Here is a 14,945-nt window from a genome sequence, read left to right as displayed (position 1 = left end):
CCATGGATCGACTCGAACTCCCCGGCGTGACCTGGCGGCGCGTTTCCCCCCGGCTCGTCTGGGTCGAACTGGTCGGCGGCGCCGGATTCCTCGTGGTGGTGCTTGCGGTGGGGGTGGTGATGGTCCTGCTGCAGGTCTGGATTCCCGTGGTGGTGCTCGGCGTGCTCGCGGCCATCTCGATCGTGAACCTCGCACTGACCCCGCGGCGCGTGCGGTCCATCGGCTACCAGCTGCGAGAGGATGACCTGCTGTTCCGCCGCGGAATCATGTGGCAGCGCTTCGTCGCGGTGCCCTACGGTCGCATGCAGCTCGTCGACATCAACCGGGGGCCGATCGCCCGCGGGCTGGGGCTCAGCGAACTCAAGTTCGTGACCGCCGCCGCCGCCGCGGGTGTGACGATCCCCGGTCTCCCCGAGGCGGAGGCCGAGGAGTTGCGCGACCATCTTGTGTCGGTTGCGGAGAGTCGCCGGGCGGGACTGTGAGCGAACCCGAGATCTCGGTGCCGACAGCGGCGCCGGCGGCTGTGCCGGAAGTGGTCGCGCGACTCACCGACGGCGAGTGGCATCGTCTCCATCCGGCCACGCCGTTGCTCAAGGGCGGCTTCGCGCTGATCGTCGTGCTGGGCTACGTGGTCAGCAACCTGCGGGAACGGCTGCTCGGCATGTTCCTGCCGCGATTCGACGACGGCGGGGACCCGGTGGACTACGTCGTGAGCCACGGCATCATCCTTCAGGTGCTCGGTGGCGTCGCGCTACTGCTGGTCGTGCTGATTTCGGGCTTCTATGTCTCCTGGCGCATGCATACCTTTCGCATCACCAGCGAGGTGGTGGAGGTGCGTTCTGGCATCCTCTTCCGCACCAACCGCAAGGCGCGGCTCGACCGCATCCAGGGCATCAACATCGTGCGCCCCTTCATTTCGCGGCTGTTCGGCGCGGCGAAGCTCGAGATCAGCCAGGCCGGCAACGACGCCAACGTGCACCTCTCCTACCTCAGCTCGGCGGCCGCGGACGACCTGCGCCGGGAGATCCTGCGCCGAGCCTCCGGAACCCGGGCGGCGGAAAAGGTCGCCGCAGCGGTGACGGGTTCCCTGATCGACCGGAGGGTGAACGAACTGCTCGCCCCCGAACTCGACCCGGATGCCGCCCCGCCGGAGTCCGTCGTGAAGATCCACCTCGGCCGGCTGTTCGGGTCGATGTTCCTCGGCACCGGAACGGTGATCGCGGTGCTCGTGGTCATCGGCGCCACGATCTGGATCTCGCTGAGCGGCGACTTCTTCGTGCTGTTCTTCGCGCTCCCGAGCATCATCGGTTTCGGCGGGTACTACGCCCGCAAGTTCTCGCAGTCGCTCCGCTACACGATCGCCGGGACACCGGATGGCGTTCGCGTTGGATTCGGACTGTTCTCCACCAGCAACGAGACACTGCCGCCCGGTCGCATCCACTCCATCGAGGTGAGTCAGCCGCTGCTCTGGCGGCCGGCCGGTTGGTGGCAGATCCGGGTCAACCGGGCGAGCCACACCTCGAGCCGCGGCTCGGCGAACCAGGCGAACACGACCATCCTGCCCGTGGGCAACCTTGCGGATGTCACCGCGGTGCTGGCGCTCATGCTGCCGGACTTCATCGGAGGCGAGACCGGTCATTTCATCGAGAGCGGGATGACCTCGAAGGGCGCCGACGGTTTCACGAACTCGCCGCGGCGCGCCGCATGGCTTCGACCGTTCTCCTGGAAACGCAACGGGTTCGCGATAGTGCCCGGATCGCTCGTGCTGCGCAAGGGAGCGATCTGGCGCCGACTGATCATCGTGCCGCAGCCGCGGCTGCAGAGTGTCGGGCTGCATCAGGGTCCGCTGTTGCGACGACTGCGCCTCGCCTCCGTGCACCTTCACACCGTTCACGGCCCCATCACCGCCGAGCTCGGCGCGGTCGACCAGGGTGCCGCCCTCGCATTCTTCGCGGAGGTATCCGATCTCGCCGTGCTTTCCGGCCAAGCCGACACCTCGCACCGCTGGCGATCCGGGGAGCTCCCCGCATGAGCTTCGACTCGGTTCCCGCCGCAGACCGCGAGGAGGATGCCCGGCGCCGGTCGGGTCGTCTCGGCATCGGGATCATCGGTGCCGGTCGGGTCGGCCCCGTGCTCGGCGCAGCGCTCGCGGGGGCCGGACATGCCGTCGTCGGAATCTCCGCGATCTCGGAGTCCAGCCGTGAACGCGCGGAGGCGATGCTGCATGGCGTGCCCATTCTCGACGTGCCGTCGATCATCGAACGCAGCGAACTGGTGATCCTCGCGGTGCCCGCTGCGGAGCTCCCGGCGCTGGTGGCCGGGCTCGCTTCCACGGGAGCGTGGCAGCCGGGACAGCTGGTGCTGCACACCGCGGCCGAATACGGAACGGCGGTGCTCGCTCCCGCCGTCGCTGCCGGGGTCATTCCCCTCGCCATCCATCCCGCCGTCTCCTTCACGGGCACCACCATCGACATCGCGCAACTCGTCGGCGCCTATTTCGCGGTGACCGCTCCCGGCCCGGTGCAGCCGATCGGGCAGGCTCTCGTCGTGGAGATGGGCGGCGAGCCGATCATCATCGCGGAGGACGATCGGGCCGCCTATGCCGAGGCGATCGCCACGGCCACGAGCTTCTCGAGCGCGATCGTCGACCAGGCGACGGGTCTCCTCGCCTCGATCGGTATCGAGATGCCGGGTGCCGTGCTCGGACCTCTCGTGCGATCCTCCGTGGAGAACGCGCTGCGCCGTCGGGGGTGAGTGCCGTGCTCGTGGCGAGGCTGTCGGGGGGCACTAGCATCGAGGGATGCCCATCGCCGTAGCCGAGACCATTTCCGAGCTGCGCACCATCACAGCGGAGGCTCGCGCCGCGGGCAAGCGCATCGCCCTCGTGCCCACGATGGGCGCGCTCCACGCCGGTCATCTCGCGCTCGTGCACCGGGCATCCGAGATCGCGGACGTCGTGATCGTCTCGATTTTCATCAATCCGCTGCAGTTCGGACCGACCGAAGACATCGACCGCTACCCGCGCACCCTGCCCGACGACCTCGCGCAGCTGGAACCGTCCGGCATCGCCGCGGTCTTCGCCCCGACCGTCACCGAGATGTACCCGAGCGGCGCGAGCGACACCCGCGTCACCGCCGGTCGCATCGGTTCGCTCTATGAGGGTCGCACCCGTGCCGGCCACTTCGACGGCGTGCTCACCGTGGTCTCCAAGCTACTGAACATCGCCCGACCCGACGTGGTCTTGTTCGGCCAGAAGGATGCCCAGCAGGTCTTCCTCGTGAAGCGCATGATCATCGATCTCGACCTCTCCATCGAGGTCGACGTCGTGCCGACCGTGCGCGAGGACGACGGTCTCGCCCTGTCGAGCCGCAACCGGTTCCTCGACGCGAAGGAGAAGCGGGCAGCGCGGGGTCTCTCGCTCGCGCTGGAGGCGGCCGAGTCATCCGCCGATGGGGGCATCGACGCCGTGCTCGCCGCCGCTCAATCGGTGCTGATGGGGGAGCATCTCGTCGAGCTCGACTATCTCGTGATCGTTGACCCGGGCACCTTCCTCCCCGTCGACGACGGCTACCAGGGGCGGGCCGTCGTGCTCGTCGCGGCCCGGGTCGGCACCACGCGACTGATCGACAACGAGGAGATCTTCCTCGCGGGCGTGCACTCCTGAGCCTCGCTCCCGCTCGCTCGACGGGCCGTCGCGGACACTCCGGGCCGGCACGCCGGCCCCGAGTGTCCGCAACGGCCCGGGATACCGGGGCAGACCCGCAGACCCGCGATCCGGCGGCCCGGCGGCCCTGAGGTCCGGCACCCGAGCTGCGCCGGTAAACTCGTCGAGCCGCAACCCTCAGGAGCACACGCATGACCGACCAGACCGCCGCACCCGAACTCTCTGAAGAGGAGCTGTCCGAGCAGACCCGGGTGCGCCTCGGCAAGCGCGACCGCCTCATCGCGTCCGGGGCGGAGGCCTATCCCGTCGGGCTGCCGATCACCACCACCATCCCGGCGGTGCGCGCCGAATACGAGAACCTGGAAACGGATGCCGCCACCGGCGTCACCGTCGGTCTCGCCGGCCGCGTGGTGCACCTCCGCAACACGGGCAAGCTGTGCTTCGCCTCGCTGCAGTCCGGCGACGGATCCCGCATCCAGGCCATGGTCTCGCTCGCCGAGGTGGGCGAGGAGTCGCTCGCCGAGTGGAAGGACCTCGTCGATCTCGGCGACCACCTCTTCGTTTCCGGGGAAGTGATCTCCAGCCGCCGAGGCGAACTGAGCATCCTGGTGAAGGAGTGGAAGATCGCGGCGAAGACCTTGCGTCCGTTGCCGAACCTGCATGTGGAACTCAACGAGGAGACCCGTGTGCGTGCCCGCTACCTCGACCTGATCGCCAGGGAGGGTGCGCGCCGCATGGTGCGCGACCGCTCGGCATCCGTCGCCTCGCTGCGCAAGACCTTCGCCGACCACGGCTACATCGAGGTCGAGACCCCGATGCTGCAGACCATGCACGGTGGGGCATCCGCCCGTCCCTTCGTCACCCACAGCAACGCCTTCGACACGGAACTCTTCCTGCGCATCGCGCCGGAGCTGTTCCTCAAGAGGGCCGTCGTCGGCGGCATCGAGCGCGTGTTCGAGATCAACCGCAACTTCCGCAACGAGGGCGCCGACTCCACGCACTCGCCCGAGTTCGCGATGGTGGAGGCCTACCAGGCCTACGGCGACTACAACCAGATGGCGGATCTCACGCAGGAGATGATCCAGAAGGCCGCGCTCGCCATCGGCGACAGCCTGGTCGTGACCCTGGCCGACGGGTCGGAGTACGACTTCGGCGGCGAGTGGGACCGCATCTCCATGCTCGACTCGCTCAACGCGGCCTCCGGCTGGCAGATCACGGCCCATACCCCGCTCGACGAGTTGCGCGGCTATGCCGACTCCGTGGGTGTCGAGGTCGGCCAGCCCACCCCGGGCAAGTACATCGAGGAGCTCTGGGAGCACTTCGTGAAGCCCGGCCTCACGCGCCCGACCTTCGTGATGGATTTCCCTGTCGACACGTCGCCTCTCGTGCGCGACCACCGCACCGAGGCGGGCCTGGTCGAGAAGTGGGACCTCTACGTGCGCGGCTTCGAGCTGGCGACCGGCTACTCCGAGCTCGTCGATCCCGTGATCCAGCGTGAACGGTTCGTCGAGCAGGCGAAGCTCGCCGCCGCGGGCGATCCCGAAGCCATGCGTCTCGACGAGGAGTTCCTGCGCGCCCTCGAGTACGGGATGCCGCCGTCTGGGGGCATGGGAATGGGCGTCGACCGCCTGCTGATGGCCCTGTCCGGACTCGGCGTGCGCGAGACCATCCTCTTCCCGCTGGTCAAGTGATGAGTTCCCTCGAGCCCAAGGATCCGAAGACGCCCTCGCGCACGCGCCTGATGCTCTGGATCGGAGTCGCCGGGGTCGGGGTCTACTCCATCATCCAGGGCATCATCGGCATCATGCAGCATGGCTGACGTTCACCCAGCCTCACGCCGTATCCTGTTCACGTGATCCAAAACTTCTGGGCCAACGCCGCGTACTCGTTGATCCCGACGATCCTGCTCGGCCTGATCTTCTGGCTCGTGATGCGCTCGATCTTTCGCGCGGACCGCACCGAGCGCAAGGTCTACGCCGAGATCGAGGCCGAGGAACGAGCCCGCTTCGATGACGAGAACTCGGCCGCTCCCAGCCCGACTACTCGCGAGCCCTGAGCCGCACGTTCGGCAGCTCCGGGGCCGGCAGCGGCCGCCCGTCGTAGCCGCGCACGGTGCCGAAGCGGCCGTCCTTGTTCTGGCCGCCCACGACATCCGCCTGCCAGTCCTGGCGGAATGCCACGATCTCCTCGTGGCTACGGCCGATGAAGTTCCACCACATCACGATGCTCTCGCCGAGGGGCTCGCCGCCGATCAGCAGCAGGCGGGCGGGCGCGTCGCCCGCCTCCAGGTGCAGGATGTCGCGGCCGACGCCGACGACACCGAGGTGTGACACGGGCACCGGCTCGCCGTCGAGCCGCAGGTCGCCGGCATCCACGAGTACGGCGTGTTCGAAGCGCGGATCGACAGGCAGGTCGAAGGATGCTCCGGCCGGCAGGTCGACCTGGGCGCCGACCAGTCCGCTGAAGACGGTGGCGGGGGAGTGCTGCCCCACCAGCGAGCCGATGAAGACCCGCACGGTGGCGCCGTCGAAGTCGACCGGCGACGGTGCGAAGTGCTCGAAGAACGGGGTGTGGTCGCGGTTGTCAGCAGGCAGCGCGATCCAGAGCTGGGCCCCATGTAGAAGGGCAGTCGCGGCCGTCGACACCTCGGAGTGGGCGATGCCGTGCCCGGCCGTCATCAGGTTGAGTTCACCCGGCCGCACGAGCGCGTGGCTGCCGACGCTGTCCCGGTGCTCGATCTCGCCGTTGCCCTGCACTCCGGCGAAGAGCCAGCTCACGGTCTGCAGGCCGGTGTGTGGATGTGGCGGCACGACCATCCCGCTGGTCTCCGCCACGATATCCGGGCCATAGTGGTCAACGAAGCACCAGGCGCCGATGAGCGACTTGCGCCGCTGCGGGAGGGTGCGGCGCACGGACATCGCGCGGGGTCCGCCGAGGGGGACGTCGCGTGGCTCGAGGATCTCGACGGCTCTCGACGACGGGGGTGCCGGATCCTCGAGCAGCTCAGCCGGATGCTTCTCGAGGTTGCTCATGCGGGAATGCTACGCGGGTCAGTTCAGCTCCGTGGCGGCTCGATTCGCGCGGCCCCAGACGACGTTGAAGAGCAGCATCTGGAATAAGGTCACGTAGTACAGCGCGGTGGCCCACCCCAGGTCGTAGTTCGTGAAGTGCACCGCCGATGCGACAATCCATTCGGCCACGGAGACGATCATCGCCAAACCTCCGACGACGGAGAATCCCGAGCGGGCGAGCGCGCGATCCCGTTCGTCCCGGTACTCCAGCGCGTTGAGTCGAGCGCGATCGCTCGACTCGCTTCGTCGGGCGAGCCGAGACTGAACGACAATCCCGACCGCGAGCAAGAGGGTGAAGGCACAGGCCACCCACGACTGGAACGCCGCCGCGGCGATCGCGGTGGCGAGGAACACACTCACCAGGATGATGTTCGGTGTCGACAGCGGAAGTTCGCGGCGATTAGCCATGGAAGATCTCCTCGATGGTGCCTTGGAAGTAGCGAGCGATGGCGAAGGCCAGGGGTAGCGACGGATCGTACCGTCCGGTCTCGATCGCGTTGATCGTCTGGCGAGAGACGCCGAGGGCGGTGCCGAGGGCGGCCTGGGACAGGTTCACGCCCTCTCGCAGTTCCCGCACGTCGTTGTCCATGGTGACAAGCTTCCTTTACGCATTGTCCCTGTGTCAAGGGTCCTTTACCTTCGTAAGGCTTGCGGCGGCGTGACTGGCCCGCCCACACCGAAGGCCCGGATGCGCAGGGCATCCGGGCCTTCGGTGACGCGAGACCGAGGTTAGACCTACGCGGGTGACGCCGCCGTGCTCGCTGTCACCGACGTGGTGGCCAGCACCGGAACGCGCACCGGAGTGGTGTCCGAGGCGGCTTCTGGCCCCGTCGAGTCGACGGCATCCGTCTCGCCGCGGTCGATCGTGGTGGCCAGCGGCTTCTCCTGCACGAACGCGAGGAGCACCGCGGCGATCAGCACGAGTGGAACGAGGTAGAGGAAGATCGGCGCGAGGGACTCGTTGTAGGCCCCCACGATGATGTCCCGGATGCCCTGTGGCAGTGCGTTGACAACCGCCGGGGTCAGCGAGTTCGTACCCGATCCTCCCGCTGCTCCTGCCGGGAGGTTCTCGGCGAGGCTCGCCGTGAGGCGGGACACGAAGAGGCTCCCCACGATGGCCGACCCGAGGGACGAACCGATCTGGCGGAAGAAGTTGTTCGACGCGGTCGCGGTGCCGACCTGCGACACGGGGAACGAGTTCTGCACCACCAGGATCAGGATCTGCATGCTCATGCCGAGCCCGAGTCCCATGATCGCGAGGTAGACGCAGATGATCCACACGGCGGTGGTGGCCAGCAGGGTCGAGAGGAGGGTCAGCCCCACGGCGACCAGCACGGTGCCGATGATCGGGATCGCCTTGTACCGTCCGGTCTTCGACACGATCTGGCCGGAGACGATGGACGACAGGAGCAACGCGCCCATCATCGGGATCATCAGGAAGCCGGCCTGCGTCGCGCCGACGCCGGTCACCATCTGCAGGTAAGTGGGCATGTAGGCGAGGGCCCCGAACATCGCGACACCGGTGATGAGCCCGGCAGCCGTGGTCAGGTTGAAATTGCGGTTCTTGAACAGGTGCATCGGGATCACCGGCTCGGCGGCCCGGCGCTCGATCAGCACGAAGGCGACGGCCGCGACAACGGTTGCGGCGATGAGGCCGATGATGACGGGCGAGTTCCAGTCGTAGGTGTTGCCTCCCCAGGTGGTGAAAAGCACGAGGCAGGTGGCCGCGAGGGCGAGCACCGTCATTCCGGCGTAGTCGATCCTCGGGTTGCGGGTGGTGCCCTTCGGCAGCGTGAGGAAGAACACGGCGGAGGCGATGGCGATGGCGCCGAGCGGGATGTTCATCCAGAACGCCCAGCGCCAGCCGGGTCCGTCGGTGAAGAAGCCGCCGAGCAGCGGGCCGGCGACCGAGGAGACGGCGAAGACCGCGCCCATGATCCCGGAGTACTTGCCGCGCTCGCGGGCCGGCACGACATCCGCGATGATCGCCTGGGCGAGGATCATGAGTCCACCGCCGCCGAGGCCCTGGATGGCGCGACCGACGATGAGGGCGGTCATCGAGTCGGCGAGGCCGCCGACGACGGATCCGGCGATGAAGAGCGCGATGGCGATGATGAAGAGGGACTTGCGCCCGATCAGGTCGCCGAGCTTGCCGTAGACCGGCATCACGATCGTGGAGGCGAGGATGTAGGCCGTCGTCACCCAGAGCATGTGGCTGACGCCGTCGAGCTGACCGACGATCGTCGGCAGCGCGGTGGAGAAGATGGTCTGGTCGAGGGATGCCAGAAGCATCGCGACCATGAGGCCGGCGAAGACCAGCAGCACGTTGCGTTTGGCGGTCGGGGTGACCGTGGTGGTTGTCATGAAACTCTCTCCAGTACTGTGCGGAGCAGGTCGACTGCCCGGGTGTAGTTCTCGTGTGGGTCGGTCGAGGTGTCGCGCGGCCATTTCTTCATTGCGACGCGCATCGCCGCGAGGCAGACGCTGAGCAGGATCTGCGCAGCCTCCAGTCGTTCCTCCGGCGTGCAGCTCGCGAATTTCGGTTCGGTGCTGAGCCAGTCACCGACGACAAGGCCGAGACGGTCTTCCATCGCACTCACCCGCATGATCTGGCGGGTGAGCAGCTGCGGGTACTTCTCGAGCACGCGCCGGCGCAGGTCTCCCGATTCGTCGACGATGGTCGAGTCCACGATCACCGAGTACACGAGGGATGCCACGTCGTGCAGCACATCGTCGGTGCGGTTGTCCGACAGGTGGGCGATCGCCTCTTCGCTGACCTCGCCGGAATCGATGCCGAGCACGGCATCCTCCTTCGACGCGAAGTAGTTGAAGAAGGTGCGGGATGACACGTTGGCACGGTCGCTGATGGCGTCGACCGTCGCGTGCTCGAGCCCGACTTCGAGCGCGAGCTCCGCCGCCGCGGCGTAGATCGTGCGGAAGGTCGCGGCGCGCTTGCGCTCGCGGATCCCGCCGTCTGCTATTTCGTTCATGAATGCATTCTTGCACACTCTGCAAAACAGCGCAAACTGCAAACTTGCGGGGGTGCACCCCTTCCGCGAACCCCGAAAATGCAGGAGATTCGCCGCGGATTAGCCCTCACGCCGCTAGACGCATCACTTCGTGGCGAATCTCCTGCATTTTCGTTAGCGCGCGGGGGCGGGCGTCAGGTGACAACGAGCAGCTCCCCGACCTCGCACTCCAGCGCGCTGCAGATCGCCGCGAGCGTGGAGAACCGGATGGCGCGTGCCCGGTCGTTCTTCAGCACCGATAGGTTCACGATGCTGAGGCCGACCAGCTCGCTGAGTCTCGTGAGCGTCATCCCCCGTTCAGCAAGAAGCTCGTCGAGCCGGCAGTGGACCCCGGTCTCCTCTTCCATCAGATGAGCCCCTCGGTGTCGCGCTGCAGGGCGAGTTTCTGCTGACGCAGCCGCGCTGCATCGGCCTGAAGGGTCTCGCCGTATCGAAAGGCGATCCCGATGGCCACGATCGCGAGGGCTGCACCAATCGGCCAGAACTCAATCGATAGACCCTGGGCGGGAAGCGGCCAGCCGATTGCATCCAGGTTGTCACGCACAAGATCCTTGTCGTCGATGCTCCAGCCGGTGACCCTGAGCACCTGAGCGGATACGAGAAGTCCGCCGATGCCGCTAAATACCTGCCCGAGAATTCCGCCGAGACCGATGACTGTGGCGGTGCCGAACGCGGTCTTGGAAAGGATCCGACCGAACGGATCGCCGCGGAGCAGCCGCGAGGCCAGCACGGCTACAGCGACTCCGATCGCGACGACCATCGCGCCCTGAAAGAGTTCGGCGGCGGCGAGCCAGATCCTCGCGTCGAGGCCGATTCCGGTGAGGCTCACATTGGCCACATCGAAGCCGCCGCTGGTTACCCGTGCCAAGGGTGCCGGGTCTAAGCGCACTGACGGTTTGAGGTCGGGCCAGAACGACTGCACCGGCATCGCCGTCACTACAGTCTTTGCGAAGAGGTCGACTCCCGCAGACAGGAGTGTGAAGACGGTTCCGATCACGGCCTCGATGGCCGCGACCCAGTAGATCACACGGAGGAGCACTGGTTTGCGGGGAGTGAGCATGTCTTGCGCCATCAGACGAGCCCCTCGGTGTCGCGCTGCAGGCGCTCGCCGTATTCGAAGGCGAGCCCGACCAGCAGCAGGCACACGCCGATGCCCAGGGGCGTGCCATCCACGGTGCCGATGATCGGCCACGGGCTTCCGATTGACACTCCACCGACCAATTGGTCGGCGGCCATCCACGCCCCGAGCAGGCCGAGACCACCAGAGAGGAGGCCGCCGATCAGGAGGATCGCGCCGGCGAAGGCGACGGTGAGGCTCAATGACCTGCGGAATGCGCGTCCCCGAAGCAGACGCCACGCGATGAAGGCGATGGATGCCGAAATCGCCAGCTGTGTGAGGACACTGGCGACGCGAGCCACTGTCGCCAGCGCGACGGTCCCGGGCGCCAGACCCGAGACGACGATGGACGCCGAGTCGTAGCTGCCGCTCACTACTGTGGCGGATCCCTCGTTGGTGGCTGTCGGAAGGGGCAGATCGAGAGCCATCGTCAGAGGCGTGGTGCCATTGACGAGCGATGTGACGACCCCAACGGTTCCCAGCACGAGACAGAGGAGCCCCGCCGCGACGGCAAGGGCGAGGAATACCCACACGGTGGCGCGGCTCACGGCGACGAGCGGCCCCTTCCCTGCGAGTTGGTCGACCTGCGACATGATGCTCTCCTAACGATAATCGATAACAACGATAATCGTTAAGCTAACAGCGCCCGACGGCCCAGCGCAATCCCCGAAAACGCAGGAGATTCGCCACCGAATGGCCCGTTATGCCGCCAGAAGGGCACTTTCGTGGCGAAACTCCTGCGTTTTGAGAAACGCGGTGCCCGGGCTGCGGCAGGGGCGTCGAGGATGCCGTCACGCCTAGGGCGAACAGAGGCAGTAAACGCAGGGTCTGCTGGTTACTCTCTCTATAACGGCGCCACACCTGCATCGGTGCCAGAGGAGCAAACCATGTTCGAACGTTTTACAGACCGAGCCCGCCGGGTCGTCGTTTTGGCGCAAGAAGAAGCCAAGATGCTGAACCACAACTACATCGGCACCGAGCACATCCTGCTCGGTCTCATCCACGAGGGTGAGGGCGTCGCCGCCAAGGCGCTCGAGTCGCTCAACATCTCCCTGGATGCCGTGCGCGAGCAGGTCCAGGACATCATCGGCCAGGGTCAGCAGCAGCCGACCGGCCACATCCCCTTCACGCCGCGTGCGAAGAAGGTTCTCGAGCTGAGCCTGCGCGAGGCGCTGCAGCTCGGTCACAACTACATCGGCACCGAGCACATCCTGCTCGGTCTCATCCGCGAGGGTGAGGGTGTCGCAGCCCAGGTGCTCGTGAAGCTCGGCGCCGACCTCAACCGGGTGCGCCAGCAGGTCATCCAGTTGCTCAGCGGCTACCAGGGCAAGGAGCAGGTCGCTGTCGGCGGCGAGACCCAGGCCGCGGCCCAGGGCGGAAGCCAGATCCTCGACCAGTTCGGACGCAACCTCACGCAGGCGGCGCGCGACGGCAAGCTCGACCCGGTCATCGGGCGCGAGAAGGAGATGGAGCGGGTCATGCAGATCCTGTCCCGTCGCTCCAAGAACAACCCCGTGCTGATCGGTGAGCCCGGCGTCGGCAAGACCGCCGTCGTCGAGGGCCTCGCCCAGGCGATCGTTCGCGGCGACGTGCCGGAGACGCTCAAGGACAAGCAGCTCTACACGCTCGACCTCGGATCGCTCATCGCCGGAAGCCGTTACCGCGGTGACTTCGAGGAGCGCCTGAAGAAGGTCACCAAGGAGATCCGCACCCGCGGCGACATCATCACCTTCATCGACGAGATCCACACCCTCGTCGGAGCCGGTGCCGCAGAGGGTGCGATCGACGCCGCATCCATCCTCAAGCCGCTCCTCGCGCGCGGTGAGCTCCAGACCATTGGTGCCACCACTCTCGACGAGTACCGCAAGCACTTCGAGAAGGATGCCGCTCTCGAGCGTCGCTTCCAGCCCGTGCAGGTGCACGAGCCCTCCCTCGCCCACACCATCAACATCCTCAAGGGGCTTCGCGACAAGTACGAGTCGTTCCACAAGGTGTCGATCACGGATGGCGCCATCGTCGCCGCCGCGAACCTGGCCGACCGCTACGTAGCCGACCGTTTCCTCCCCGACAAGGCGATCGACCTGATCGACGAAGCTGGCGCACGCCTGCGTCTCTCGATCCTCTCGGCCCCGCCGGAGCTTCGCGAGTTCGACGACAAGATCGCCGTGGTCCGTGGCTTCAAGGAAGGCGCCATCGAAGACCAGGACTTCGAGAAGGCCGCGTCACTCCGTGACGAGGAGAAGAAGCTCCTCGGGGAGAGACTGCGTCTCGAGAAGCAGTGGAAGAGCGGAGAGGCCGGCTCGACCGGCACCGTGGATGAAGGCGTGATCGCCGAAGTCCTCGCCGCGGCCACCGGCATCCCGGTCTTCAAGCTCACCGAGGAGGAGACCAGTCGTCTCGTCTTCATGGAGAAGGCGCTTCACCAGCGCGTCATCGGCCAGGAGGAGGCCATCTCGGCCCTGTCCAAGACCATCCGACGTACCCGTGCCGGACTCAAGGACCCGAAGCGCCCGAGCGGTTCGTTCATCTTCGCCGGTCCGACCGGTGTCGGTAAGACGGAGCTCGCGAAGGCTCTTGCCGAGTTCCTCTTCGATGACGAGAACGCGCTGATCTCCCTCGACATGTCGGAGTACGGCGAGAAGCACACGGTCTCGCGACTGTTCGGTGCCCCTCCCGGGTTCGTCGGCTTCGAAGAGGGTGGCCAACTCACCGAGAAGGTGCGTCGCAAGCCGTTCTCCGTGGTGTTGTTCGACGAGATCGAGAAGGCACACCCCGACATCTTCAACTCGCTCCTCCAGATCCTGGAAGAGGGACGCCTGACGGATGGCCAGGGTCGCGTCGTCGACTTCAAGAACACGGTGATCATCATGACCACCAACCTCGGCACGAAGGACATCTCCGGCACCCCCCTCGGGTTCACCTCCTCCACCGACACCGCAACCGGCTACGACCGGATGCGCGGCAAGGTGGTCGAGGAGCTGAAGAAGAACTTCAAGCCGGAGTTCCTCAACCGCGTCGACGAGACGATCGTGTTCCCGCAGCTCAGCAAGGACGAGCTCCTGCAGATCGTGGACCTGTTCATCAAGCGTCTTTCCGACCGCCTCCTGGACCGCGACATGACTGTGGAGATCACCGTTCCCGCCAAGGAGCACCTGATCAAGGTCGGGTTCGACCCCTCGCTCGGCGCCCGGCCGTTGCGCCGTGCTATCCAGCACGAGGTCGAGGACCAGCTCTCCGAGCGCATCCTCACCGGCGACCTGAACGCGGGAGACCACGTGCACGTCGATTACATCAACGACGAGTTCGTCTTCACGACCGGCCGCCAGCCGGGTCGCGATTCGCTCGAAGCGGAGATCGCGGCGCTGGAAGCCTAAGCACTGCTGACGAATGAGCCTGTCGAGATATCGACAGGCTCATTCGGCGTTTAAGCTCTACGGATGACCTTTTCCGTGCGCGCAGCCCGCACCAGTGACGTGCCGTTCATCCAGGCGCTCGTCGAACCGCTCGTGCAGCGTCGCATCCTGCTCGGCAAGGACTCCGTCGTCTTCTACGAGGCGATCCAGGAGTTCCGCATCGCCGAGGATGAGACCGGCAACGTCATCGGCTGTGGCGCCCTGCACGTGATCTGGCAGGATCTCGCCGAAGTGCGCACGCTCGCCGTCATCGACGAGTGGCTGCACCGCGGTGTCGGCCATGCCCTCATGGAGCAGCTGGAGGCGGATGCCCGCGACCTGGGTCTCAGCCGCCTCTTCTGCCTCACGTTCGAGGTGCCGTTCTTCACGCGCCACGGCTTCGAACCGATGACGGAGGAGCCGATCGATCCGGCGGTGTACCTCGAACTCGTTCGCTCGCCCGACGAGGGCGTCGCCGAGTTCCTCGACCTCGCCCGGGTGAAACCCAACACCCTCGGCAACACCCGGATGATCAAGAGGCTCTAGCGCCCGCCGGACTCTCCACCCCGGTGGCTGTTCCCTCTCGGAGGGTTTGAGCCCGCTCGAGCCGGCACAAACCTGACGCGGGGGAACAATCCCTGCACACGAGGGTCTACCCCCGAACGAGGGTGG

The 14,945-nt window shown here is 66.5% G+C and carries 17 protein-coding genes; 9 read left to right on the top strand and 8 right to left on the bottom strand.

Annotated elements, in window-relative coordinates; genetic code table 11:
• Window positions 1–2: 2 nt before the first annotated feature.
• From ABIB54_RS05630 to ABIB54_RS05600, 7 genes are all read left to right on the top strand, one after another.
• Complete coding sequence (locus tag ABIB54_RS05630) at window positions 3–482, top strand: PH domain-containing protein (protein WP_354574528.1); 480 nt, start codon at window positions 3–5, stop codon at window positions 480–482.
• Complete coding sequence (locus tag ABIB54_RS05625; RefSeq protein WP_354574527.1) at window positions 479–2,032, top strand: PH domain-containing protein; 1,554 nt, start codon at window positions 479–481, stop codon at window positions 2,030–2,032. Before ABIB54_RS05630 ends, ABIB54_RS05625 begins: the two co-directional genes overlap by 4 nt.
• Complete coding sequence (locus tag ABIB54_RS05620) at window positions 2,029–2,754, top strand: Rossmann-like and DUF2520 domain-containing protein (protein WP_354574526.1); 726 nt, start codon at window positions 2,029–2,031, stop codon at window positions 2,752–2,754. Before ABIB54_RS05625 ends, ABIB54_RS05620 begins: the two co-directional genes overlap by 4 nt.
• 46 nt (window positions 2,755–2,800) lie before the next feature.
• Window positions 2,801–3,664, top strand: a complete 864-nt coding sequence (panC, locus tag ABIB54_RS05615; protein ID WP_354574525.1) for a pantoate--beta-alanine ligase — start codon at window positions 2,801–2,803, stop codon at window positions 3,662–3,664.
• Between the two features lie 191 nt (window positions 3,665–3,855).
• Window positions 3,856–5,355, top strand: a complete 1,500-nt coding sequence (gene lysS, locus ABIB54_RS05610) for a lysine--tRNA ligase (RefSeq protein WP_354574524.1) — start codon at window positions 3,856–3,858, stop codon at window positions 5,353–5,355.
• Entirely contained in the window at window positions 5,355–5,483 is a 129-nt protein-coding gene (locus ABIB54_RS05605; protein WP_354574523.1) for a hypothetical protein, read from the top strand. Before lysS ends, ABIB54_RS05605 begins: the two co-directional genes overlap by 1 nt.
• 33 nt (window positions 5,484–5,516) lie before the next feature.
• Window positions 5,517–5,720: a hypothetical protein gene (locus ABIB54_RS05600; RefSeq protein WP_354574522.1), complete on the top strand. Its 204-nt coding sequence runs from the start codon at window positions 5,517–5,519 to the stop codon at window positions 5,718–5,720.
• On the opposite strand, the gene ABIB54_RS05595 is transcribed toward ABIB54_RS05600, so the two are convergent.
• The 8 genes from ABIB54_RS05595 to ABIB54_RS05560 form a co-directional block, all read right to left on the bottom strand.
• The gene (locus ABIB54_RS05595; RefSeq protein ID WP_354574521.1) at window positions 5,704–6,696 is read right to left on the bottom strand and encodes a pirin family protein; all 993 of its coding nucleotides are present in this window, start codon (window positions 6,694–6,696) and stop codon (window positions 5,704–5,706) included. The genes ABIB54_RS05600 and ABIB54_RS05595 overlap by 17 nt on opposite strands.
• A gap of 18 nt (window positions 6,697–6,714) precedes the next feature.
• Window positions 6,715–7,143: a hypothetical protein gene (locus tag ABIB54_RS05590; RefSeq protein WP_354574520.1), complete on the bottom strand. Its 429-nt coding sequence runs from the start codon at window positions 7,141–7,143 to the stop codon at window positions 6,715–6,717.
• Window positions 7,136–7,324 (bottom strand): helix-turn-helix transcriptional regulator, encoded by a 189-nt coding sequence (locus tag ABIB54_RS05585; protein ID WP_185201797.1) that lies wholly within the window; start codon window positions 7,322–7,324, stop codon window positions 7,136–7,138. Before ABIB54_RS05585 ends, ABIB54_RS05590 begins: the two co-directional genes overlap by 8 nt.
• A gap of 146 nt (window positions 7,325–7,470) precedes the next feature.
• Window positions 7,471–9,099 (bottom strand): MDR family MFS transporter, encoded by a 1,629-nt coding sequence (locus ABIB54_RS05580; RefSeq protein ID WP_354574519.1) that lies wholly within the window; start codon window positions 9,097–9,099, stop codon window positions 7,471–7,473.
• Window positions 9,096–9,725 (bottom strand): TetR/AcrR family transcriptional regulator, encoded by a 630-nt coding sequence (locus tag ABIB54_RS05575; RefSeq protein ID WP_354574518.1) that lies wholly within the window; start codon window positions 9,723–9,725, stop codon window positions 9,096–9,098. The genes ABIB54_RS05580 and ABIB54_RS05575 overlap by 4 nt, the downstream gene beginning before the upstream one ends.
• A gap of 173 nt (window positions 9,726–9,898) precedes the next feature.
• Entirely contained in the window at window positions 9,899–10,111 is a 213-nt protein-coding gene (locus ABIB54_RS05570; RefSeq protein ID WP_354574517.1) for a helix-turn-helix domain-containing protein, read from the bottom strand.
• Window positions 10,111–10,824 (bottom strand): hypothetical protein, encoded by a 714-nt coding sequence (locus ABIB54_RS05565; RefSeq protein WP_354574516.1) that lies wholly within the window; start codon window positions 10,822–10,824, stop codon window positions 10,111–10,113. The genes ABIB54_RS05570 and ABIB54_RS05565 overlap by 1 nt, the downstream gene beginning before the upstream one ends.
• 11 nt (window positions 10,825–10,835) lie before the next feature.
• Entirely contained in the window at window positions 10,836–11,474 is a 639-nt protein-coding gene (locus ABIB54_RS05560) for a hypothetical protein (protein WP_354574515.1), read from the bottom strand.
• 294 nt (window positions 11,475–11,768) lie between these two features.
• Here ABIB54_RS05560 and ABIB54_RS05555 point away from each other — a divergent pair, with 294 nt between their 5' ends.
• A complete protein-coding gene (locus ABIB54_RS05555) occupies window positions 11,769–14,255 on the top strand; it encodes an ATP-dependent Clp protease ATP-binding subunit (protein WP_354574514.1) in 2,487 nt (828 codons plus the stop codon).
• Between the two features lie 63 nt (window positions 14,256–14,318).
• Complete coding sequence (locus tag ABIB54_RS05550; protein ID WP_354574513.1) at window positions 14,319–14,819, top strand: amino-acid N-acetyltransferase; 501 nt, start codon at window positions 14,319–14,321, stop codon at window positions 14,817–14,819.
• Window positions 14,820–14,945 lie beyond the last annotated feature (126 nt).

The organism is Frigoribacterium sp. UYMn621 (genome assembly GCF_040549525.1).
Taxonomy (GTDB): Bacteria; Actinomycetota; Actinomycetes; order Actinomycetales; family Microbacteriaceae; genus Lacisediminihabitans.
Note: the sequence above shows the minus strand (reverse complement) of the source record. Positions and strands in the feature narration are given on the sequence as shown.